This is a genomic window from Psychrobacter sp. H7-1 (assembly GCF_904846585.1).
Lineage (GTDB): Bacteria > Pseudomonadota > Gammaproteobacteria > Pseudomonadales > Moraxellaceae > Psychrobacter > Psychrobacter raelei.
Genome location: NZ_CAJHBH010000049.1, coordinates 1 through 24,009, shown reverse-complemented (window position 1 = coordinate 24,009; position 24,009 = coordinate 1). Strand labels below are relative to the sequence as shown.

Genomic DNA, 24,009 nt, shown 5'->3' with positions numbered 1-24,009 from the left:
CCGCACCTGCTGTGATGGCAGGATTGTTCCAGTGGCTTAATTTTAACGAACTGGTAAATCATTATTCCCCTGACAAACTACGTCAATTCGCTGATGCGGCTAGTAAATTTGTGTAGATACCTATGCCTCTAAAGCATGGGTTAGCACATCAATACCGGTATCGGCAGTAATGTGGGGCGGCATGCCTTTCATAATCACAGGGTCTACCGCTGAGGCTAGAGGTACCATGCGTGGATCAATGGATAAAGACTTTTGGTGAGTCTTGTCATCTGAAATTACCGCGCCTAATGTTGCCTCAGAACCGGTACCTGCTGTGGTGGGGATACAATATAAAGGCATGCATTTAGAGGCTTTTAATAACCCCATTAATTGTTGAGGTTTGCGCTTGGTGGCCTGACTCATCGCAATAATTTTTGAGGCATCGATAACCGAGCCACCGCCGATGGCCAAAATGGCATCACAGTGATTGTCCACAGAGTGGCGCAACCCTTCTTCTACCACGCTAAAGGTAGGGTCTGGCGTAATACCATCAAACAAATGATAGCTGACGCGTTTATCTTCTAAATAAGTAGTGACTTTTTCGGGAACACCCAACTGGTTTAATACCGCATCAGTGACGATTAGTACATTGGTAGCGCCTTCATTAATCATCAAGTCGCACAGCTCATAACAGGACTGCTCGCCGATAAATAATTGAGGTCTTGGAATGGGAGCGACCATTGCAAAGGCATGTAAAGCTTTGGCACGGGTCTTGGCAACAGCTAGGTAGCCGGCATGTTGTATGCTATTAGGAGAAAGAAGCTTTAAGGCATTAAGCGCTTTGGTTGCGTGCATAGAAAAATCCTTTTCAGTGGTTCGTTCTGATTTAAATAGGTCAAAGCACATAAGTTGATTGCTTGTGATCACATTGTGCCACTATAAAAAAAAGATAGAAAGAGCAAACACTGATAAGGAGAGTAAAAACAGACGACTGATGAGGACATAAATAACAAGAATGGCGGTGAAGGAGGGATTCGAACCCTCGATACGCTATTAACGTATACACACTTTCCAGGCGTGCGCTTTCGACCACTCAGCCACTTCACCGTTTTGCAGCCCCATAGTATACCTAAAGGCAGGGCAGTTGTCATCCTAAGTCACAGGTTTTGATAATAATTCAAGCAATTAATGCAACTTTAGGCGCAGTTTGGGCACAAAAAAAAGAGGCTAAGTGTCACTCAGTGACGTTTATGCTGCTTGAAGTCTTTACAGTTGGGATGGGCATTGCTAGCATGTCACTGCTTGAAAAGACAGTGGGTTTTTTTGGCTTATCGCTTTAAATACAGCGGCGTAATTTAGTTAGGGTAGAGATTAACAGTGGTAAATCATCATAAGCGGCCTCTACAGTGGCACAATCATATCAGTCACATAAGCCATATAAGATTAATAGCAGGTGCTAGCAAAGAGCTAACTGGCAGCCTAGAGATAACTCATAAGCACGACAAGCCAGCGTTGTCAGTAGCCACGCTGTTCGTTAAGCTTGGGCTAATACTGCTTAGTGTCTTGTTGTCATCCGGGGCTTGGGCGGGGAGCTTTGATAACTGCAAACAAAACTTCTATGCCGTCACCGCCCCTGATTATCTCAATCAAAAGCTACTTAATAAAAGCATGGAGCTTTGCTTCGATGGATTTGCAACCTTGTATTCTGGTGCTTCTCGAACCCCTTTATGGTCAGCGGAGCATTTAACCCGTGAGCGCTTATATCAAGCTGAGCAAATCCCTCGAGAAGACAGTTTTCATAGTGAAAGCCGCCTGCCAAATAGCATGCAAGCACAATTGGCCGATTATAAAAATTCAGGCTATGACCGTGGGCATTTAGCTCCGAATGCTGATATGGCCAATACCAGTCAGCAATATGACAGCTTTAGTCTGGCTAATATTGTGCCGCAGGACCCCAGAAATAACCGTTATTCTTGGAAAAATATTGAATCGGTTACCCGCTATTTAACCAAAAAGCATGGTGAGGTGTATGTGGTGACCGGTGTGGTATTTGCCGGTAAAAAGGTCACTCAGATTAATAATCGGGTATTGGTACCAAGTCATATGTTCAAGGCGGTATATGTGCCGCAGACTGAGCAAGCGGGGGTATACTACTCACCCAATGATGACAGTGACATTGTAGAGATTATCAGCGTCGATGAGTTGGCGCTGCGCTCTGGGATTGATGTCTTTCCTGCCATTAGTTCACAGGCCAAGGCCGCCGCTATGCCGTTAGAGATTAGCCTCGGTGATGTCAGTGATAGGGGCGATTATGACAACAAAAAAAAAGCCGACCCGAAAGCCGATCAAGAACAGCCGCTGTGGTATCTTATTTTGATTGAGATTTTACACTGGGTAGTGGATAATTTTTTTAAGAAGTAAGTCGCTATAGTAGCCATCTCTCTTTTACATAGGATGCCTTATCATGACGCAGCCAGACAGTGCCATAAATACCGAACAAAATATTGAGCAAACACAGACCAAAGACCCAATGAGTCAAGCTGATCAACGTATAAAGCCAGCCTTCGCTCCTTATCAAAATGACCATCAAAGCTTGCAAATTGGCTCATTAATATTTGAAAACCAGACCGATAAAATCATCGTCTATGGTGATATAGATATTCAAAAGACGCCAGAGGGTTTAAGCCAAGCCATGCGATTACAAGCCCTGTTTTCTGATATCGTCAGTGAGCTACAAGCGGCTCAGTCAACAGGCGAGCTTGAGCCAATTTCAAAATCCCAAGGTTTTATAAGTGAGCAGACGCAAAATAGCAAGGAAGTAGACAATCCTTTTTCATAACTCTTACGTTTTAAAAATAGTGTAGTAATAATTTATTGATTTAACACTTTTTTTTATTTATTAGACGTTATAATTAATCATACCTTTCATGGTAGTTAAATAAAAAAATATCTTGACCGTGTTCAATTGAGTGTCTAAGATATCTTAAACCATGATTTAAGCATGGCAGATTGAGTGGTGATTGTGTTTAGCTTTACTAAGCGTATGCATTAACTCTTTAAGTTTTTTATCTCAATCAACCCATGTCTCCACTTTTCGAAAGGAATCGTACTATGAAACTATTCAACCAGTCTGTTCTCGCTTTATCAGCTTTAGGCATCGCTACCGTAGCGATGGCAGCAGATCCATTAGCCAATACTACTTGGCAAACTTATGACGATGGTCAACCAAAAGCTGTGGTTCAAATCACTGAATCTGGCGGCGTATTAACTGGCAAAATCATCTCTACCACACGCGCTGAAGGTAAGAAGTTTGTGGGCCGTACTGTAATGTCTGGTCTAAAAGCAACGGGTGGCGGTAAGTACAGCGGTGGTCAGATTACTGATCCAGAAAATGGCAAAACGTATCGTCTAACTGCTGAGTTAAAAGGAAATGACCTAAAACTTAAAGGTCACTTAGGTCCATTCTCACGCAGCCAAGTGTGGAAGAAAAAGTAACTTTTTTGTTTAACGCTTTTTGTTAACCCTGAGTTTAAATGATACTGAGTTTAAATTAAGCACTGCGGTTAAATTAAGCGTTGCAATCAACACACTTGTTTCATACTTTTCTCCCCATTAAAGAAGCCAGATACCCCGTGTATCTGGCTTTTTTTATGCAGGTTATTCCACTTCAAAAGCATAAGACGCACCCGCATACGCGGTGATTTTACCGTCCCATCCGTTTTTCCAATCTCCTTGATGCAGTATACGGTAAGTACCAGAAGGCGTGTCTTTATCAATGCGCCAATCAATGGTAACTTTGCTATACGTGATGCCCTCGCGCGCCCAACTGTACCGAGTATCAAAGCTTGCATCCGTCAGGTAGTCTACCCATTTACCTTGCACTAGGCGCTGCACTTTTAAAAAGGTGTCCTCGGTGCGTAAGTTATTTTTTGGATGGGCACCGCGGAAGCTCACACTAACCACCTCGGCCTTCTGATAATGCTGCTTGGGCTGCATAAGTACCTGTCCCCAAGCTTGGTTAAAGGGTTTGTCATCGAATACGACGCCGGGTCGCTCAGCGAATTTGCCAGCTGCTATAGAAGGTGGCGCGGTATGGTTCTTTAGCGGCTGATTGTGTTTGAGTGCCCGAGCCAGTTGTACATACTCTTGCACATAGGCATTACTTTGATATGGGCCATATTCGGTAGAGGCGCCCTCATAATGTTGCAGTGCATATTCCTCACGGGTCGCAACATAGCCGCTATAGTTATTGGCCAGTCCATTGACGATGACAGTATTGACGCCGCTGTCTTTTAATTCATCTAGCACCGCAGATTGCAAGCGCCGCCCCACCATGGTGGTTGGCTCTCCGGGTATGGCCACTAAGGCTAGGTTGGCAATGCGCATTAATTGTACCGGCTGTTTGCTATTGACCCAACCCAATTTACCGGTAGGTAGGAGCACCGGCTTTTCGGCCTGACACGGATCTTGACTGACAGCGCCCACCACACCAAAAGCGGCTCGAGTAGCGCTGCCCAATATCGAAGTATCGATCTTGTTAATCTTGTCAGTGATACTCAAAGAGTCTTTGGTCATACCTTCATAGATACCGGGTATGTCGGAGGGGCCATTTTCTGCACCGGCGGCAAACGCATAGCCGCGAGCTGGCACACATAATCTTTGCTCGCCAGCACCGTGGGTGTATTGAGCATCCACCACATAGCCATTTAAATCAATCCAGCGGGCGCGTGTGTCAATGGGTCCGACTATCGGCTCGGCTTTGTCCCATAGCTCAAGTGCTTTATTAAGCTGCAAGGAGCCATCACGAACCACGTTATGCCATTCCTCATCTTCTCCCTCGAAGCCTGCCGAGGAGTGGGCATTACCTCCTGCGGCCACCACATCTCCCTCATCAGCGTTGGCAAAGGCGGCCACAAAGGGCTGGCCTGTTTTTTTGGTAATGGCCGCTTGCATGCCTTGCTGAGCATAGCCTTTATTATCAGCACTTAGGTACATAAACTGATTGCTAAAGCTGGTTGGGTGAATGGCAAACCAGTTAATGGCGCCCAAAGGCTTGCCATTTTGATCATCAAGGCGCAGCTGAGTCATGGTGTCATTGATATTACTGTCATAGGCTTTGGCATCGGGATTATTGTTATAAGCGGCGGCTGAGCGGTTGCGTGTCGCGCCTGTGAGCTTGCCTTGCGCTAGTGATAAGGTGCCGGGTGTTAAGCTTTGATGCGCCTTACTAATAGCGCGTACGATGCCATCCACTATGGCAGTGAAGTTCTGTTCGCTATAGCCGGCAGTGGTGTCATCTTTACTGGCAATTTGATACAGTCTTTGATGGGAGTAGCCGGCATTGCCCACATGGGTATGGGTAGCCGTGAGCATAACGTTGGCATCTGTGTATAGTGGGCCATACAAGACGTGCAAGCGTTTTAACACTTCGAGTCTGACCGCATTAAACATGGCACCCATATCGGCTGATACATAGACAATACGGGCGCTGTTTTGAGTAGTTTGTACGCTATCTGCCTGATTGTCTACAATAATAAAGGCATGAGCGTACAATCTATCATTGATGCCTTGAGCCACTTGCTGCGCGGCATAACCGAACATACCTGTCTCTGCCGCAGCGCCTGTGATATCAGCTTGAGCTGCACCGAGTAAATATGGCGCTTGATTGGGTTTAAGCTGAGGATGACTAGCGCCAGTGTGAGTACTTGCCGCAATAGGTGCTACTCGGTCACTTGTGCTTAGTTGAGAGTTCTCTAATGAGCCATTATCTTTAACATAGAAGGCCGATGCAGAGCTCGCTAAAGAGATGGGGTTAGAGTCGTTACGGCAGTTGATTGTCTGTAAAGATAAAGACAAAGCGGAGGTGGCGCATAAAGAGGTTAATAGCATAAAGCCTCGCCAATTTAACAGTGAATAAAAGACAACCACATAGCGGCCGCTAAGTTAGCGCTTGCGTGCAGTGGCTGCAAATACTATGCTAAGCTCAGTACTAGGTTATCTTATTAGTATCAGCTCATTAATAACAGCTTATTAATAGTAGCGTGAGGGTCAGAGCTGCTTTGATTTTGATACCGATCATCACCGTGATCCTGATATTAAAATGGATTGAATAATTGTGCTCTAAGGTTGAATACTTATGCCAAAAGAACTTTGCCCCTGCCGTACTGTACCGGCCACTGTCGCCTTGGGTACCCACACAGATAGCGATGCTGTGCAGGCACAAATGAGCTATAGTGAGTGTTGTCAGCCCCTGCACCAAGGCCAAGCGATAGCCGCGACCAGTGAGGCCTTAATGCGCTCTCGCTACAGTGCGTTTGTGTTGCAGTTGATCGATTATATTATCGACACCACTGTTCCTGCTCAGCAAAGCCTACTCAGCCGTCAAGACATTAGCGACTGGGCGCAGCAGACCCAGTGGGCCGGACTACAAATTGTGCAGCACATTGCTAAGCTGGGCAAACGCCACTCACAAGTTGAATTTAAAGCTTACTATCACAGTCTAGAAGCTGGTAATTTAGCGCTACATGCCCATCATGAGCTGTCTACTTTTGTTAAAGTAACAAGCGGCAACAAGCCAGCTGGTGACGCGACCACCGAGCAAAGCGTCTGGTATTTTTTAGACCCCACAGTGGTGATGGGACTTAGCCAAAAGCAGCCTTGTCTCTGCGGCTCCGGTGAGAAGTTCAAACGTTGCTGCGGGGCGTATTTATAAACTGGCGCCCACTTGACGGGCAATGGCAATACCCTCTTCAATGGTTAAGTATTTGCGTAGGCTTGGGGTGTCACGAAATATAATATCGCCGTCTTGAAAGACCAAACATTCATTGACCGCCAGTTGCTGCCACTCTTCATTTTCGGTCAACGGCACAGTGACCAAAATGCTCACCTTGTCTTTATCGGTAGTGACATCCCCAAAGTTAATAGATAACTCATCATCAGCCAGCTTGGCTTCACCAAAGGGCGCCTTACGGGTCAGATAAAACAGTAAGGAGTTGGCATACGCCAATTGCCAATCTCCATTAGACAGCAGACAGTTAAACAATCCATTGGCTGCCAAATAACGACACTGGGCGGTCAAAAATCGAAACAGTTCCTCATCAGAGGGGCGTTTTTTATAGGTGGATTTTAGACGATTAATTAAATAACAAAACGCCACTTCAGAATCGGTTGTGCCAACTGGCCGGCAGTACTCGCTATTGCCATTGTCTTGTAGACGTTGGCAGCGCTTAATAAAGCCTTCACTCATTTGACCATTATGAGCGAATACCCATTGCTCGCCCCACACTTCACGCACGAAAGGGTGGGTGTTGGCCAAGCAGTTGCTACCTTGGGTGGCTTTACGGATGTGAGCCACTACGTTAAGTGCTTTGATGGGATAGTTTTTTACTAAGTCGGCCACTGGGGATTCATAGCTTGGCTTATCATCATGAAACAGGCGCAGTCCGCGGCCACGACCTTGTGCCTCAGACTGGTTGGGTGCATCACATTTGCTCGGTTCAAAAAAAGCGATACCAAAACCATCGCTATGGTGGTCGGTGTTTCCGCCTCGGTTGTGAAATCCTGTGAAGCTAAACCCGATGTCCGTTGGGGTATTGGCGTTCATACCTAATAATTGACACATTTATAACTTACCACCTTGTTGATTGTCTATTTATCTATCTATTAACAGTTGCAACTATCTTAGTCATCAGCTGCCGGCGTGACATCGATATTTTGTAAAATTTCATTGGCTCGAGCCAAGTTGGCTTGTTGTACCCATATAACCAAGCCAGAATTAAGGCCAGGAATTGCGCTCAGAGCTTGTAGCGACACAGCAATGCCATTATTCTTTAGCAAATTGGCATGCAGCTCGCCTTGAATATTGGTGTCATAACTTGCCAGCTTGTGCCATTCATCAACCGGGTTACTCATCGTACTTCCTTATCAGAGTCAATTAAGTTGACTGAGTTCAACTCAACTTAACTCAAAGCGTGGGTGGGGTAAATATAACGTTTTAGTCAGTGTTTCACGTGAAACATAACTATATGTCCCTAAAACTCAGCACGGTTAACTTAAATAGCCAGTCACTGACCATACATTTATATTTTTATGGTTTGTATTTATGGTCTGTATTAGTCGCTACAAGCTTATGGGTAGTGAGTTATGGCTTATCGAATCCTGAGGTGAAATTGATCTGACCTAAAGGATAGGCGTCTATAAAAAAGCCATTGGGGTAATCTTTAAAGCCAGGCTGGTCTTTGAGCTGTTCAATAGCCGCCTCGGCTTGCTGCTGAGCTGCAAAAACACCAATAAGTTTAAAGCCAGTGGCATCCTTGCCACGGTTATCTGCTTCAAAACAAGCATGTTGTAATACATAAACTGTTTGCTGCTGGGCTCGTAATTTCTCAACTTGATTCCAGTGATAAGCGGCCAAGCGTTTCATCAGGTCTGGGTTTTTGACCATGATATTATCGCCGGTTCGACCTTGTTCACGGTTGTAATATATGACATTCAAGCGCAGTAGCCAGAAGGTAACGGCTGCCATGGCCAACATGATGGGCAGCGCTTGCTGCTCAGCGGTGCTCAGAGGGCGAGCACTTTGATAGCCTTCAATAAAAGCCTGCATTTTTTGAGTGTCAAAATTCACCGATTCGCCATCACCGGCCACGCCCCAAGTCGTACAGAAGTCGTTGATCGTAATGGCAATATCCATCACATAATGCTCAACACTCACTTCAGTAAAGTCAAGTAATCCGGTCAGCTCTTCTTTGCCAGAGGTTAGGTTCCACAAGGTGTTATCAGCGAACATATCTAAGTGGCACAAACCTTTGGGCAAAGACTCTAAAGGCAGCGATTCATAGCTTTGCCAGATGTCTTGCATAAGCCGTGCTTCATCAGCGGGCATAAATTTGATTTCACGATCACGCACCTGATGCCAAGGGTATAACGGTACCCCGTAATCTTCGGCTGGCGTGAGACTTTGTAGCGTGTTGTGTAAGGTCGCTAGTGCTTGTCCCATGCTGTAACACATGCTGGGTGTGGTCTTGTCCGGATGACCACCTGATAGGCAAGGCACTAAGGTAATGGCTTTATTTTCGTATTGAATCAGATAGTCGGCTGAGCCATCAGCTTTTCGAGCTTTTTTGGCCAAAGGTGCTGCGACAGGCAAAGTGCCTTTTAAGCGGTTTAAAATGGTGGCCATTTTGGTGATATCAGCTGGTGGACGCTCCTCAAATAAGGTAAAGACATAAGAGTATTCACCGTCTGCATCCTCTGTGGTCTGAATGAACCAGTTTGAGTTTTTAATGCCTTGGGTAATGGGAATGGCTTTAGCAAAAGATACGCCGAAAGCTTGGCAAAAAGCAGCAAATTGGTCTTCTGAAAGATGAGTATAAACAGACATGAGGCTCTCTTAATCGATGAGGGGTTAATGGGTAAAAGCCAGTTAAAAGATACAGCGCAAAGGCTCAAAGATAATCGCTAATTTATAGCCTATACTCTCATTATACGCAAAAGCAGGCAAGAGGCATCTGTCTGCACCGCTATAACTAAGCGTTATCTGATTTGTCTACACCAATGGGGGTGTCTATCACTTTAGTGGCAGACCCAGTTGTACTCACGCTGTTAAGGCTTAAATCTTGGCTATTGATTAAAATCTCAGACAATCCACTATTAATACGGCGCACATAGTTCATGTCGTTAATGAGCGAGGAGGCTTGCAGTTTATCAATCTTATGCTCTCTAAGCTTGTCGAGCACATGGTGGTGTGGTGACATGGACGCTTCTGTGTGCTGCACAAAAATCTCGGTGGCCTGCTGCCTATCAAGGCTTTGTTTTTGTAGGCTGCGTACCCGATTAAAGCTTATGAGCATATCAAAAAGATGCTGGCGCAGCGCCATGTAATCTTGATAAATGGAGGTACCAGGAGTATTTAAAAATTGCTGCATATTTTTTTGTAAGTGCTTGCTTTGCTTAACCATTTCTACCACGTGGAAGGCATTGATATGAGCATCGGTAAGCTTCTTTTGTACCTTATTAGCATGGATATCTATTTTACTGGTGAAATTCAATATTTCACTATACAGTGGCTTAATCTGCCACTCGTATAAGCTTTGCACATCAAGCTGCAGCGGCCGAGCAGGGTTAGGCAGCTCAGAAGAAGGCGTATATAGCTGCGCGTTGGGCACATAAATGGCATGACAAACCACCTCAAGCCCTAAGGTGGTTAAGTGCTCAATCTCTTGATGGACGGCATGAATGGCAGTGTCTGTGGACTTGAGCATATTGTGGTGCAAATGTAGGGGGTGTACAGCTTCTGCCCCATCGGGCAGTTGTTTTTTTGGTGATTTATCGGGCAAAAATAGGTGCAGCTTTTCGATAAATGGCTGCTGAATACCCCAAAATACTGAAACGCCCAATACGTTAAATAAGGTGTGGAACAAGGCCAGTTGCAACAACGGTGAGTGCATCCCAATGACAGTGGCAATCGCCCCCACAGCAAAGGTAAGAGGCAGCCATAGTATCAGGGCTAATAATGGGGTCACCCAGTTATATATCAGGTGCGCCAGTGCCAAGCGCTGACCATTTCTATCGCTGCTGAGCATGCCCACCAAGGCGGTGGTAAAGCTACTGCCTAAGTTAGACCCTAGCGCAATGGCAAAGCTTTGGGTGAGGGTTAATTGGCCAGCAGCCAAAGCGGCCAATACCAAGATTAAAGTGGCGTGAGAGGACTGCAGTACACAAGTGAGCAAAAACCCCAGCAGGGTGAATAGCAGCACTTGAGAGATACCACTGGCCTTAATATCAGACAACTCAATTTGACCAAAGGCGCTAAAGCCGTCTTTAATGGAATCGATCCCTAAAAAAATTAACGCAATACCAATCAATGCCTGACCGAACACCTTGAGCCGCTTATCTATAAAACCGAGCAAAACACCCACGACCAGCATGGGCAGTGCAGCCGGACTTAAGCTTAAGCTTTGTCCCGCCCAAGCCAAAAGCCATATACCACTGGTTGCCCCAAAATTGGTGCCCAGTATCACCGCCAGTCCGCCGGCAAGACTAATCATGCCTGTGCTCAAAAAAGCGATGGTTAATAAAGAGACTAAGGTGGTGGACTGCAATAAAAAAGTGGCCCCAATGCCGAACAAAAAAGACTTAATCGGAGTCTCAGTGCTTTTGGCCATAATCTGCTCAAGCCTACCGCCAGCCGCGCTTTGCAATGCGCCTTCTATACACTGCATACCAAACAAAAATAGCGCCAGACCATAGCACAATACCAGCCAAGCTGAGCTCATGACAAAAGAGTACACCAAGGCGATAAGCAGCAGCCCCAATCCCAAGAACTTTGCTTTTTTAAGGTGCCTTAGTATCACAGGGGGCACCATACTGTTGAGATAGCGATTTTTCATAAGACAGCCAATAAGTCACGGCAAGACAGGGCGGTAAATCCGGCTATAATAAGCACAATTGATACTATCATAAGCTGAGCTGAAGATTATAGCCAACCCAGCGTGACAATAAGAGCGCTGTGGGTCATTGAATCAATGCGTATGGGCAATTATCAGTCAAATGTTTGTTAAATTGTGGGCGTGACCAATAATAGAATAATAGCGCAAATATTACGGTCAATTTTTGCTAAAATGCTAAGCGAAGGCGCAGTTTAAGCGGCTTATTAAGCCAGCTTTATGCTTAAAGCTTAGCCCAGCCGCCACCCCAACCAACCCATTAACGATAGGATGTAGGCAATGTTAGCAAAACGAATTATCCCCTGTTTGGACGTAGACAATGGTCGTGTGGTTAAAGGCGTGCAATTTGTGGATATCAAAGATGCTGGCGATCCGGTGGAAGTGGCGCGCCGTTACAACGAGCAAGGCGCAGATGAGATTACCTTCTTAGACATCACTGCGACCCATCATGGTCGTGAGACCACGTATGATATGGTAGAGCGCATAGCAGAGACAGTATTTGTGCCTCTGACAGTCGGCGGAGGGGTGCGCAAGATAGAAGACATTCGCAACCTGCTTAATGCTGGTGCCGATAAAGTAGCGATTAACTCAGCGGCAGTATTTACCCCCGAATTTGTGGCAGAAGCGGCCGCCAAATTCGGTAGCCAATGTATTGTGGTTGCCATTGATGCCAAACAAGTTGAGGATGTCGAGGGTCAGCCAAGATGGGAGATTTTTACCCATGGCGGCCGTAAGCCGACCGGTCTTGATGCGGTGGCTTGGGCGGTCAAAATGGCACAGCTTGGCGCCGGCGAGCTTCTGGTAACCTCTATGGATGGCGATGGCACGAAAAAGGGGTATGATTTGGCGTTAATGAAGGCCATTACTAGCGCAGTTAATGTACCCGTGATTGCGTCAGGTGGTGTGGGTAATTTGCAGCATTTGGCAGATGGCGTGCTTGAGGGTGGTGCGGATGCGGTACTGGCGGCCAGTATTTTTCACTTTGGTGAATACAGCATTGCTGAGGCCAAGCAGTTTATGGCTAAGCAAGGCATAGAGATGCGCTTATAGCCAGTTTAGATAAGCGGATAATTGGTAGATAACTGGTAAATAGCTGGTAAATAGCTGGTAAATAAAAAGGCGCTCAACGCCTAAGCCGCTGCAAAAGTGGCCATTAAGCGCAGGCAAGTGGTCACTGGCCTAAAATTTTTGGCAAAGACTTTACTTTTAACCACCAATCAGCGCTAAAACCGCCTTTAAAAAATGTTATCATAGCTGTAATTTTTCTTCATCATTCACATTAGGATGCCGTTATGCAAGATTTACAAAAAGAACGTGAGGCCATTACTCATATTGAAGGCAATTTATACCAAAACAAAGACGCACGCATTGGTATTGTTGTGGGTCGTTTTAACGCTTTTGTTGTTGAGTCATTAGTAGATGGCGCTATTGATGCATTATTACGTCACGGCGTCTCAGGCAATAACATCAGTGTGATTCGTGTTCCTGGTGCTTTTGAATTACCCTTGACTGCGCAGCGTGCCGCAGAATCAGACCGCTTTGATGCCGTTGTGGCATTAGGCGCGGTTATCCGTGGTAGTACCCCGCACTTTGATGTGGTGGCTAACAGCTCTGCAAGTGGTTTGGCCAGCGTGTCTATGGATTACAATATTCCAGTGATTAACGGTATCTTAACGACAGACACCATCGAGCAAGCCATTGAACGTTCAGGCACCAAAGCGGGCAACAAAGGCGCTGAAGCGGCCATGGTTGCCCTTGAGATGATTGCCGTATTGTCTCAGCTTGATGTTGACTATGAAGATCAAGACCAAGACTAGTTTTTATGGTATCAGCTTATTTTTATAGCGGTACACCCACTGTAGCCTGAGACTGCAGTGGGCTTTTCCACCAATTATTCTGAGTTCATACTCCATAGTAATGTCAAAGCTGCACCTTTGATGATAGGTATTTATATACATGAGCAACAAAAATCCGGCACAAACTGAAGACAACCGTCTAAATGAGCATCAATCAAATGACCAGTTTGATATCAATGAATCTAGTTATAAAACTAGCCACGCAGCTGTGCGTAAGGCACGTCGCTTTGCACTACAAGGATTGTATGAGTGGTTAATGACGGATCATCGCTTCGAGCAGATGGGGCAGGGGGAGTGGAAAGCGAACCCACCTCATGACATCGCCGCCCGTACACGTGCCACCAATGCCATGCATACCGTACATTTGGGTTACTATCATACCTTAATGCGCGAAATCCCTGAGCAGATTACTGATCTTGAGGCACTTATTGCTCAGCATTTAGATCGGGCCATCGATAAGATTGATATGGTAGAGCATGCGGTGCTACTTATCGGGGCTTATGAGCTAAAAAATAGCCTGCATATCCCTTATAAAGTGGTGCTTGATGAAGCCATGAAGCTCAACACCCACTTTGGTGCCACAGATGCCCACAAACTGATTAATGCTGTGATGGATAAGTTGGCGGCTCAATTACGTACCGTGGAAGTAGAGGCTGACACGGGTACAGGCTATAAACACAAAAAACAGCAGCACTTTCAACAGCAGCAAAGTCAAAGTGCAGATGAAGCACCGATGGTGGCCACTGAATCAGCAAGTGACGAGACAGCAGATGGCTCAAGCGCTGAGCAATCAAGCAATGAGATAAGTGAAGTATCACGTCAGCCTAAGCTGAGAATTGGATTAAAACCAAAAAAATAGGCAAAGGTTGTGGGTGAATCGGCTTATAGATGAACAACACCTTAGCTGATTATCAATGATCATATTGATGACCACTGCTATAAGTTATCGCCCCTTATGACTGCTTTTTAGGCTATCTATTGCGTCAATAGATGGCCTTTTGTTTAAAGCCTGATATTTATTTAATGTGCAGTTACGCAAGTCACCCTTTAGGATGAAGACCAATGACTGAATTTGAGCTGATTTCACGCTATTTTACGGCGGCAAGCAGTGAGCAGGGTTTGAGCCAATCGGTAGCATGTACCACGATTGCCAAAGGTGTGGGTGATGATGCAGCCGTGGTTGCCTTGTCCTCGCCGACTCAGTGGGTCACCTGTGTGGATACCTTAGTGCAGGGTCGGCATTTTGCTGAGGATTGGGATCAGGTTGAGACATTGGCCTTTGCCATTGGTTATAAATCAGTAGCAGTGAACGTCTCAGATATCGCCGCCATGGGCGCTAAACCGCACAGTATTTTATTGGCGCTGGCCCTACCACAACAACTGGCAAAGGAGGCTTGGCTAAGCGATTTTGCCAAAGGATTGTTTCATGCTTGCAGCCAATTTGGGGTGCAGCTTATCGGCGGCGACACCACACGCAGCGAAAAACTGGTCATTAGTGTCACAGCCAATGGGTTTATTGATAAAGCGTTAACCCCTATCTATCGTAGCGGCGCCCAAGTGGGTGATAAGGTGTATGTCTCAGGAACGCTAGGCGATGCTTGCTATGCGCTTTATCATCCGGATACTCAAGTCGGTAAGCAGCTGTCGCACCGCTTAAATATGCCTACCCCGCGTATCAGCTTGGGCAATACTTTAGCGGCTGAAGGTGACGTCACCGCCATGATAGATGTCTCTGATGGCTTAGTTCAAGACTTAAGCCACATCTGTGAACAAAGCGATGTGGCAGTGCGGTTACATTTAGATAAATTGCCGACCAGCAGCGCCTTACAAAACATTGAGCTTACTCAGCGTTTGCGCTGTCAATTAACTGGTGGAGATGATTACGAACTGTTATTTACGTTGCCGGCCTCTGTTAGCCTGTCAGAGACGCTGATATCCACAGCATTTACCCAGATTACCTGTATTGGAGAGGTAGTGGCTATAGATAAATCTGTCGACAGTAAGGCAGAGGTTCTCAACCAAAATAGCGACAAGCTGTCGTTAATTGAATTAAGATATCAAGGTCAGCGGCTAAGCAAGCAGGCACCTTATCCCTTTACCGAGTATCCTGATTTAAAAGGGTATCAGCATTTTAGCCATGCATCACAGCTAATAGCAGAGCACACCGATGACACCCAGTAATGCCAATCCACCCAATCGAACTGAGCCTGATATGAATCACAATCATAAACCTGATATCCGCAAGGCCAATGTCTGCCCGCCATTACCAAAGGGGGCAACGGTATTAGATAAAGGGGTGTATTGGTTGGGCATTGGTCTGGGTAGTGGCCTACCAAAGCGAGCACCAGGCACTTGGGGTACGGTCGGTGGGCTGATAGTTGCTCTGCCCTTGTTGCAGTTGGGCTTTATTACTTTTTTTATGGTCACTGTGATGGCAAGCATCGTCGGGGTATGGATATGCGGGCGTACTTCAGATTTAATGCAAGTGCATGATGACCCACACATTGTTTGGGATGAATGGGCTGGGATGTGGATTAGCCTATTGCCTTTGTCATTTATTATCACTTATTTGCCGCAGCACTTAAGTCTTAGTTTGTATGGTGCAGCCATTGTGCTGGCTTTTATATTGTTTCGTTTTTTTGATATTGCCAAACCTAATCCCGTGAAGTGGGCTGATAGTAAGCTTAGCGGCGGGCTAGGCATCATGATGGATGATATTTTGGCGGGGATAATGGCACTGGTCGCTTGGCTTATGATAGTGGCCAGTGTAGAGATGTTCTATCCATTGTAACTCTAGCCATTGTCATAAGAGGTCATACAAACTGATAAGCTCATCACAAAAATAGTGAGGCTAGTGCCATATCAAGTAAGGCTTTGCGATGAGTGTTATCACCAATATTGGCAACAATTGTACAACTGAAGTGGTCTTGCTGGATTTGATATATTTAGTAACATAATTTTAAACTTTTAATGCGCTAAGCCTTCTTATATTGGCCTACTTATATCGACTCAATATCGTTGGATTTATGAGTGCATGTACCAGTGGTACATGTTGTAGCTGGGTCATAATGGTTTTTTGTCTACCCGTTTATATCTCTTTTAGGTAATAGTTGGAAATATATGAATAACACGCTCACCACCATTATTTTAGCAGCCGGTAAAGGCACCCGCATGCAATCTGCCAAACCTAAGGTGTTACAAACACTGGCTGATAAACCCTTATTAGCCCATGTACTCGATACATGTCAGAGCATCAGCGTGGACAAAACCATTGTGGTGTACGGCTTTGGTGGTGATCAAGTGCAGCAGGCGATGACTGACTATAGCCTCACTTGGGTTGAGCAAACTGAGCAGTTGGGTACCGGCCATGCAGTCAAGGTAGCTTTAGATGAGTTACCAAGTACTGGCAAAAGCTTAATTTTATATGGCGATGTGCCTTTGGTAAGTGCTGAGACCTTGAGCCGATTAAAACAGGCCAATGTACAAGGCATGTCTATGTTGACCTTAACGGTTGATAACCCTTTTGGCTTAGGTCGTATCAAGCGAGATGAGCAAGGCAATATCACTGCCATTGTTGAGCAAAAAGATGCCAGTGAACAAGAGCAAGCCATCCGTGAAATCAACAGTGGCATCTACTGTGTAGATAATGCCTTATTGCATCAATATCTGCCCAACTTGAGCAATGACAACGCTCAGCAAGAATATTATTTAACGGATATTGTTAAGATGGCGGTGGCTGATGGTATAGCCATTGCGGCCATTGAGCCTGATTATGAATTTGAAATTGAAGGGGTTAATAACCGTCAGCAATTGGCACAGCTTGAGCGCAAATGGCAAGCCAAACTGGTAGAGGATTTACAAGTCCAAGGCGTGCAATTTGCCGATCCCAATCGTGTTGATATCCGCGGTGAAGTCAGCGTCGGCCAAGATGTGTTTGTTGACATTAACGTGGTGTTCAAAGGTAAAGTCAGCTTGGGTAATAATGTGACTATTGAAGCCGGCTGTATGATTAAAGACAGTCAGGTTGGTGACAATGTCAACATCAAGCCTTACTGCGTATTTGATGATGCACAAGTCGCGCAGGGCGCAACCATTGGACCCTTTGCCCATTTGCGTCCACAAACAGTTTTGGAAAAAAATACCCGTCTAGGTAATTTTGTTGAAATAAAAAAATCACGTATTGGCGAGGGCAGCAAGGTTAATCACTTAAGCTATGTGGGGGATGCCCAAATCGGTGCTGGCGTCAACTTCGGTGCAGGCGCTATAACCTGTAACTATGATGGGGTCAATAAGCATCAGACCATCGTCGGTGATAATGCCTTTATTGGTACCAATACCAGTTTAGTGGCACCAGTAACTATTGGTCAAACTGCCACTATTGGTGCAGGCTCTGTCATTACTAAAAACGTCGAAGATAATGCTTTAGCCATCGGCCGAGGTCGTCAAGTTCAAAAAGATAACTATCAGCGTCCTGAAAAGAAGAAGTGATCGGGCTGTAACAGTTAACAACGTCAGTTATTTACCAAAATTTAAAATTAAAGTAATCAAAAAAAGCGCTGAGTGTTCAGGCTGTAGTGCGTCTCTACAGTCCTGCAGCACGAGCGAACCAAGCTATTAATAACAACTATTAATATTAAAGATGAATTTTGCAAGATTAAGGATGGGTTATGTGTGGAATAGTCGGAGCAATTGCTGAGCGTAATATTTCTAATGTTCTGCTAGAGGGTCTTAAGCGCCTGGAATATCGAGGTTATGATTCAGCGGGTCTGACCGTGATTCGTGATGGTCAGCTGTACCGTGAGCGTCAGGTGGGTAAAGTACAATCTTTAGTAGATGCTGTGGCCAGTAATACCGATAACTTCAAAGGCAATATCGGTATTGCTCATACCCGCTGGGCAACCCATGGCGAGCCAGCGCAGCAGAATGCACATCCGCATGTATCGGGTAAAGTCGCCGTGGTGCATAATGGTATCGTTGAAAACTATGGCCCTTTAAAACAAGAGGTGTTAGATAAAGGCTATATCTTTACCTCGCAGACCGATACAGAAGTGGTAGCGCATCTGGTGGCAGATGCCTATCAACAAACCAATGACCTATTTAAAGCGGTAGAGCAAGTTGTCCCCCGTTTACATGGTGCTTTTGCGCTGGGTGTGCTACACGTGGATAATCCAGATGAGCTGATTACCGTTCGCTTAGGCTCACCACTGGTTATCGGTGTGGGTATTGGTGAGAACTTTATCGCCTCTGACCAATTGGCACTATTGCCGGTGACCAACCGCTTTATGTATCTAGAAGAGGGTGATATTGCAGTTATCAAGCGCAATAGCATTGAAGTGTTTGCCAATGGCGTAGCGGTTGAGCGTGCAGTTACCGAATTAGATGCCAAGCATCACAATGCCGACAAAGGCGAATTTAAACACTATATGCTCAAAGAAATCTACGAGCAGCCTGATGCAGTGGCCCTTACTTTAGAGATGGGTATTGATGCTGATGATCTAAAACCTGAGTTTTTACAGCGTCATGAAGAAGCCTTGGCCAAAGTAAGCCAAATTCAAGTACTGGCGTGTGGTACCAGCTACCATGCAGGTATGGTAGCAAAATACTGGTTTGAGAGCTTAACTCGTCTACCTTGTTCGGTAGAAGTGGCCAGTGAGTACCGCTACCGCGAACCGGTAGTGGTAGATAATACCTTGGTGATTTGTTTGTCCCAATCAGGTGAGACAGCCGATACCTTATCTGCCCTTCGTGAGACCCAGCGTAGAGCTCAAGCAGGAGAGTTCAACGGACTGGTCAGCTTGAGCGTGTGTAACGTAGCCACTTCATCCTTGGTGCGTGAAACTGATATCTTTGTTCCGACACTGGCTGGAGTAGAGATTGGTGTGGCCTCGACCAAGGCCTTTACCACTCAGCTTGCCACCTTAATGCTACTGGTATTAAAAGTGGGTAAAGTGCAGCAGCGTATCAATGCCGATGAGTTAAAAACCATCGTCACCGAAATGCACAATCTAAAAGGTCAGCTTGATAAGAGCTTGGCATTAGATAAAGCCATTGAGGACATGAGCCAGAAGTTTGAGGACAAAAAGAGTACCTTATTCTTAGGTCGCGGCGTGCAATATCCTATTGCTTTAGAAGGCGCGCTTAAACTAAAAGAAATCTCTTATATTCATGCCGAAGGTTATGCGGCAGGCGAGCTTAAGCATGGTCCATTGGCGCTAGTCGATAAAGACATGCCGATTGTGGTGCTGGCACCAAAAGATAGCATGTTAGATAAGCTCAAAGCCAACATGCAAGAGGTTCATGCGCGTCATGGCGAGCTGTTTGTTTTTGCCAGTGAGTCAAGTGATTTGGTGAGCGATGAGCGTTTGCATGTGATTAATGTGCCCGATGTTAATGAGCATTTAGCGCCCATCGTATACAGTATCCCAGTACAGTTTTTATCGTATCATGTGGCTGTGATGCGTGGGACGGATGTGGATCAGCCTCGCAATTTGGCCAAGTCAGTGACAGTGGAATAATCGGCAGTCATAACACAGGTTAGCTGTGAGCGAGTAATAAAGTATCATACTGAGTAATAAAGTATCATACTATTGATTATGACGTTTACCCCTGCTATTGTTAAATCAACATTAGCAGGGGTTTTTTATGCTCTCAAAAAAACAAGGAAAATGGCTTAAAGAAGGTAGAGGTCAAGGTGAGCTGGCCGATTATAAGCCCTGGATAAAAATCTCTGACATATCTTCATCAGGTCGCTCTCATAGAGTTTTCGGTCATAAAACAAAACGAACTCATCATTTACTCTCAGATTTAGAACTAGCTACATTTTTGTTTCTTGAATGGAGCCCCACAGTTCTTGATATTAGAGAGCAATTTCCTCTCAATTACGACGATACCCTTACAATTGCAGAAGAAAAGCAAATTAAGCATCCGAGCGTTAGAGGTGATATTCACATAATGACATCAGACTTCTATGTAGTCAGTTCCAATGAAAACTATAGTCAATTCGTATTACAAGCTAAATACTCAAAAGATTTAGATGATATTCGAACTATAGAAAAGCTGGAAATTGAACGTCATTACTGGCAATCCAAAGGTATACCTTGGCAAATAATTACTGAAAAAGATATTCCTAAAATTATCCAAAATAATATTGCGTGGCTATACCCAGAGTCAAATAGTGAAATTACTTTTAATATTGAAGAAAAGTTAGCCTTTTACGTTGCTCAGTTCAGTAAAGCTCCTTCAAAGACCCTTATAAACTTATGTCAAGATATTGATAGCGCTTACTTTGGTGAATTAGGAGCTTCTTTAAACGAGGTTAGGAAACTATTAGCACTTAGATTTTTTACCTTTGATATTCTTATTAGTTTCAAACAATTGAAGTGTAGTGATATTCATATCACCAATGTTAACGACTGGAGTTTAATAACTGAGGAGATTCGTTATGTTTCGAATCAATGATGTATATAGCAATCAAGGGGAAAAATATAGAATATTAAGTCTTTTGTCTGAGCAGATCGTATGGATTGAGACCGATGAAGGGTCTGCGTTACCTGAGTTAATCTCTTTTAAAGAGTTAACTAATCTTATAGAAGAAAACGTTTGCTATTTAGTTGATGACCCTTATCAAAATTTGATTTTACAAAATCCTGAAGATGGTAGTACCGCTCAGTTAAAACGTGATAGCAATTATGAGCTTATAAAACCTATAGTCAGCCATGATTTATATTACCTTCCAGCGGAGCGCGCAAACCTCATAAATGAAATTATTCGATCAAATAAAAGTACCAAACAAACTTTATATCGTTTACTACGACGCTATTGGCAGAGAGGACAAACTCCTAATACATTACTACCAAGCTATAAAAATTCGGGTGCAAAGGGCAAAAAACGTACTACAAAAAATACAAAACTGGGTAGACCAAGAGTTTATAAAGAAGGCTCTGGTGCAATAATAAATAGTGAAATCGAGAGGTTATTCTCGATAACTATCAATAGATATTTGCTAAATGATAAACAATATACAATCCTGTATGCTTATAGACAGTTTAAAACCATATATCGTGCTTTAAACCCTGATACTAAAGAAGAAGAATTTCCTAGCATTTGGCAGTTTAAGTATTTTTATCATAGAGAATTCACTTCTGTTCAAAAACTTAAAGCCAGACATAACAAAATAAGTTATAACAAAGATATTAGACAGCTGAGCTCCACTGTCAACACTCAAGTGCTTGGACCTGGCTCACGCTATGAGGTAGACGCCACAATCGCAGATATTTATCTGCTATCTGATTCAGACAGACAGAGTATCGTAGGTCGTCCAGTGATCTATTTTGTTGCTGACGTATTCAGCCGCATGATTGCAGGTTTCTATATTGGCTTTGAAAACCCCTCATATGCTACTAGCATACAAGCTTTAAAAATGGCAGTTACTGATAAACAAGAGTATTGTGAGCAATACGGAATTAATATCACTGCAGATGATTGGCCATGTATAGGGCTACCTGACGCAATTCTCGCAGATCGTGGAGAACTACTCGGCCATCAAATTGAAACCTTAGAAAAGAGCTTTTCTGTTCGAATAGAAAATACGCCACCTTATCGTGGAGATTTAAAACCTGTTGTTGAACGCTATTTCAAAACCATGCAAGCAAAGTTTAAACTGTTTGCACCAGGAGTTGTCACAGGTGTGAAAGAAAAAAAGAAAGGCGGAAGAGACTATCGTTTAGATGCTAGTTTAACAATATCAGACTTCACTAAAATCATGATTAACTCTATTTTAATGCATAACAACACTCATCAATTAAAAAATTATGATAGAGATAGTGATATGCCATCAGACTTACCAGCAGTTCCTCTTCAACTGTGGAATTGGGGGCTACAACATCGAACAGGCAAGCTACGCTCTGTGTCAGAGAAGTCTCTACACATTGCATTATTGCCTAGAAAAAAAGGCACTTTGTCAGATTTAGGTATTAAGCTTTTTGGTAATTACTATATTTGTGCAGAAATAAGAGAACAGGGTTGGCTCCACCGAAAAAACGCAGTTAATAGGCCTAAATCGCTAGTGGTTGCTTACGACCCCATTGATGCAAATACACTCTATGTTTTTTATGAAAAAGATAGCCTGAAGTATTGGCAAGCTCATTTATCTGATCGGTCTAGAGAGTTTAGAGACTGTAGCTTTTGGGAAGTTTGGCAGATTCAGCAAGAACAGAAAAAGACATTTGCAACACAAGAAACCAAAAGTAGTTTAGCTTTAGAAGAACTTGAGCGAGAAAATGAGAGGATTATACAAAAAGCCATAAAGTCTAAACCCAAAACATTTCAAACTAAGACTGCCCAGTTAGCCAATATTAACGATAATAGAAGACAAGCTAAAGATGAAGAGCGGCAAAGCAGACAAAAGAACAAAGCTCGGACAGGTAAGATAATCCAATTGCCTAAAACAATAACAAAAGAACAGAATAAAAGCCAATTAAGTGATGAAGAACTGGCACTAAAATACCCTATCTATCATAACATTTTATCTGATGATGACTAATGGCAAATGATTGAGGCTAACGATGATTAATGCTGTCTATAGAAAAAGCTTTGGCTCCTATGAAGGGAATCCATTTATTGAGGCACTGCCTGCAGTTTTAGAGCCAAGACAAGTTGCAGAGAAAATACAAGGTGCCATAGATTTTACGTCTTACGATACTCAGGCATCAGCATCAGTACGAGCTCATTTGATATCACAAATGATGGAACAGTTTTTCTATCCTATTAATCGTCATATTGATCTTGAAAAGAAACTATCAATAATGATTCGTGAGGGATATGTAGGGCGCAACCCTAAAGATGGATCACTAAATACTCGCCTTCAGAATGGTTATGAAAGATTAATGTCGGGCGAAGATGATTCATTTAGGTTCCCAGCCGTAACCTCTACAGCCCGCAGTCTAGCTTTTATAGGTTGCTCAGGTAGTGGCAAAACCACCACTCTCAATAAAATCTTATCGCTCTACCCGCAAGTCATTTATCATCCAGAATTAAATTTTACTCAAATAGTTTATCTAAGGGTGGACTGCCCTCATGATGGCTCACTCAAAAGTTTGTGTCTGCATTTTTTTAGGGCAATCGATCAGGCACTAGATACCAATTATGAAAAAAAATATGCTCTAAAACGTCATGGTGTTGAAACACTGCTGAATTTGATGCGACAAATCTCTAACCATCACGCCATCGGAATATTAGTGATTGATGAGATTCAGCATCTGAGTATTAATAAATCAGGGGGTGCTGAAAAAATGCTCAATTTTTTTGTCACTCTCGTAAATACTGTCGGACTTCCAGTTGTTATGGTCGGAACTCCTAAAGCAAGATTTATTTTCGAAGCGGATCTACGTTCTGCTCGCCGTGGTGCAGGATTTGGTTCAGTTTTTTGGGAACAAATGAAGCAGGAACCTGATATAAAGTTAGGTGACGGAAAAACAATGCGGTCAGAATGGAATCAATTCACCGATAAATTATGGAGACTTCAATGGCTTAAAAAGTCAGATATTATTTTATCTAATCGGGTTCGAGAGCGTTGGTATGACCTATCTCAGGATATTCTAGATGACCCCTGCCGTCAATCCCGTATATATAAACTTGGGAGATTTTGATTACGCAGCCTGACGATAATAATCAAACCACACCTGTCTTGGCGATTTATAGCCTAAACCCTTTTGAATCCTAGTCTGATT

At 44.1% G+C, this 24,009-nt stretch carries 19 protein-coding genes, 1 tRNA gene and 1 pseudogene; 14 read left to right on the top strand and 7 right to left on the bottom strand.

The window, feature by feature from the left end; translation table 11 throughout:
- Positions 1 to 120 precede the first annotated feature (120 nt).
- Both JMX92_RS11750 and JMX92_RS11745 read right to left on the bottom strand, forming a co-directional pair.
- Entirely contained in the window at positions 121 to 834 is a 714-nt protein-coding gene (locus JMX92_RS11750; protein WP_227675366.1) for an iron-containing alcohol dehydrogenase, read from the bottom strand.
- Between the two features lie 161 nt (positions 835 to 995).
- Positions 996 to 1,086: transfer RNA gene (locus JMX92_RS11745), tRNA-Ser, on the bottom strand.
- Between the two features lie 405 nt (positions 1,087 to 1,491).
- Here JMX92_RS11745 and JMX92_RS11740 point away from each other — a divergent pair.
- From JMX92_RS11740 to JMX92_RS11730, 3 genes are all read left to right on the top strand, one after another.
- A complete protein-coding gene (locus tag JMX92_RS11740) occupies positions 1,492 to 2,400 on the top strand; it encodes a DNA/RNA non-specific endonuclease (protein ID WP_227535302.1) in 909 nt (302 codons plus the stop codon).
- 43 nt (positions 2,401 to 2,443) lie between these two features.
- Positions 2,444 to 2,818: a hypothetical protein gene (locus tag JMX92_RS11735; protein ID WP_227675365.1), complete on the top strand. Its 375-nt coding sequence runs from the start codon at positions 2,444 to 2,446 to the stop codon at positions 2,816 to 2,818.
- 272 nt (positions 2,819 to 3,090) lie between these two features.
- The gene (locus JMX92_RS11730) at positions 3,091 to 3,474 is read left to right on the top strand and encodes a DUF2147 domain-containing protein (protein ID WP_011961505.1); all 384 of its coding nucleotides are present in this window, start codon (positions 3,091 to 3,093) and stop codon (positions 3,472 to 3,474) included.
- Positions 3,475 to 3,636: 162 nt separating this feature from the next.
- Here the strand turns inward: JMX92_RS11730 and JMX92_RS11725 are convergent, their stop codons facing one another.
- The gene (locus JMX92_RS11725; RefSeq protein ID WP_201545826.1) at positions 3,637 to 5,868 is read right to left on the bottom strand and encodes a neutral/alkaline non-lysosomal ceramidase N-terminal domain-containing protein; all 2,232 of its coding nucleotides are present in this window, start codon (positions 5,866 to 5,868) and stop codon (positions 3,637 to 3,639) included.
- 247 nt (positions 5,869 to 6,115) lie between these two features.
- On the opposite strand from JMX92_RS11725, the gene JMX92_RS11720 reads away from it, so the two are divergent.
- Positions 6,116 to 6,691 (top strand): YchJ family protein, encoded by a 576-nt coding sequence (locus JMX92_RS11720; RefSeq protein WP_201545824.1) that lies wholly within the window; start codon positions 6,116 to 6,118, stop codon positions 6,689 to 6,691.
- Here the strand turns inward: JMX92_RS11720 and JMX92_RS11715 are convergent.
- The 4 genes from JMX92_RS11715 to JMX92_RS11700 form a co-directional block, all read right to left on the bottom strand.
- On the bottom strand, positions 6,686 to 7,600 hold the full coding sequence (locus JMX92_RS11715; protein WP_201545822.1) for a class II glutamine amidotransferase: 915 nt from the start codon (positions 7,598 to 7,600) through the stop codon (positions 6,686 to 6,688). The two genes, JMX92_RS11720 and JMX92_RS11715, sit on opposite strands and share 6 nt — an antisense overlap.
- Before the next feature lie 59 nt (positions 7,601 to 7,659).
- Entirely contained in the window at positions 7,660 to 7,890 is a 231-nt protein-coding gene (locus JMX92_RS11710) for a hypothetical protein (RefSeq protein WP_201545821.1), read from the bottom strand.
- Between the two features lie 229 nt (positions 7,891 to 8,119).
- Positions 8,120 to 9,361, bottom strand: coding sequence for a homoserine kinase (locus JMX92_RS11705; protein ID WP_201545818.1), 1,242 nt, complete (start codon positions 9,359 to 9,361; stop codon positions 8,120 to 8,122).
- Between the two features lie 145 nt (positions 9,362 to 9,506).
- A complete protein-coding gene (locus tag JMX92_RS11700; RefSeq protein WP_201545815.1) occupies positions 9,507 to 11,369 on the bottom strand; it encodes a Na/Pi cotransporter family protein in 1,863 nt (620 codons plus the stop codon).
- A gap of 336 nt (positions 11,370 to 11,705) precedes the next feature.
- Between JMX92_RS11700 and hisF the strand changes: the two genes are divergently transcribed.
- The 10 genes and pseudogenes from hisF to JMX92_RS11650 form a co-directional block, all read left to right on the top strand.
- Positions 11,706 to 12,476, top strand: coding sequence for an imidazole glycerol phosphate synthase subunit HisF (hisF, locus tag JMX92_RS11695; RefSeq protein ID WP_201545812.1), 771 nt, complete (start codon positions 11,706 to 11,708; stop codon positions 12,474 to 12,476).
- Positions 12,477 to 12,718: 242 nt separating this feature from the next.
- On the top strand, positions 12,719 to 13,243 hold the full coding sequence (gene ribE, locus JMX92_RS11690) for a 6,7-dimethyl-8-ribityllumazine synthase (protein ID WP_011961497.1): 525 nt from the start codon (positions 12,719 to 12,721) through the stop codon (positions 13,241 to 13,243).
- A 139-nt stretch (positions 13,244 to 13,382) separates the two neighbouring features.
- Entirely contained in the window at positions 13,383 to 14,141 is a 759-nt protein-coding gene (gene nusB / locus JMX92_RS11685; protein ID WP_201545809.1) for a transcription antitermination factor NusB, read from the top strand.
- Positions 14,142 to 14,344: 203 nt separating this feature from the next.
- Positions 14,345 to 15,463 (top strand): thiamine-phosphate kinase, encoded by a 1,119-nt coding sequence (thiL, locus tag JMX92_RS11680; protein ID WP_201545806.1) that lies wholly within the window; start codon positions 14,345 to 14,347, stop codon positions 15,461 to 15,463.
- Positions 15,450 to 16,073: a phosphatidylglycerophosphatase A gene (locus JMX92_RS11675; RefSeq protein ID WP_011961494.1), complete on the top strand. Its 624-nt coding sequence runs from the start codon at positions 15,450 to 15,452 to the stop codon at positions 16,071 to 16,073. The genes thiL and JMX92_RS11675 overlap by 14 nt, the downstream gene beginning before the upstream one ends.
- Before the next feature lie 329 nt (positions 16,074 to 16,402).
- The gene (gene glmU, locus JMX92_RS11670; RefSeq protein ID WP_201545804.1) at positions 16,403 to 17,770 is read left to right on the top strand and encodes a bifunctional UDP-N-acetylglucosamine diphosphorylase/glucosamine-1-phosphate N-acetyltransferase GlmU; all 1,368 of its coding nucleotides are present in this window, start codon (positions 16,403 to 16,405) and stop codon (positions 17,768 to 17,770) included.
- A gap of 179 nt (positions 17,771 to 17,949) precedes the next feature.
- Positions 17,950 to 19,797: a glutamine--fructose-6-phosphate transaminase (isomerizing) gene (glmS, locus tag JMX92_RS11665; protein WP_201545803.1), complete on the top strand. Its 1,848-nt coding sequence runs from the start codon at positions 17,950 to 17,952 to the stop codon at positions 19,795 to 19,797.
- 127 nt (positions 19,798 to 19,924) lie between these two features.
- Positions 19,925 to 20,740 (top strand): TnsA endonuclease N-terminal domain-containing protein, encoded by an 816-nt coding sequence (locus tag JMX92_RS11660; RefSeq protein WP_201545801.1) that lies wholly within the window; start codon positions 19,925 to 19,927, stop codon positions 20,738 to 20,740.
- A complete protein-coding gene (locus JMX92_RS11655) occupies positions 20,724 to 22,823 on the top strand; it encodes a Mu transposase C-terminal domain-containing protein (protein ID WP_201545799.1) in 2,100 nt (699 codons plus the stop codon). Before JMX92_RS11660 ends, JMX92_RS11655 begins: the two co-directional genes overlap by 17 nt.
- 22 nt (positions 22,824 to 22,845) lie before the next feature.
- Positions 22,846 to 23,883, top strand: a pseudogene (locus JMX92_RS11650) (ATP-binding protein); the annotation flags it as partial.
- Positions 23,884 to 24,009 lie beyond the last annotated feature (126 nt).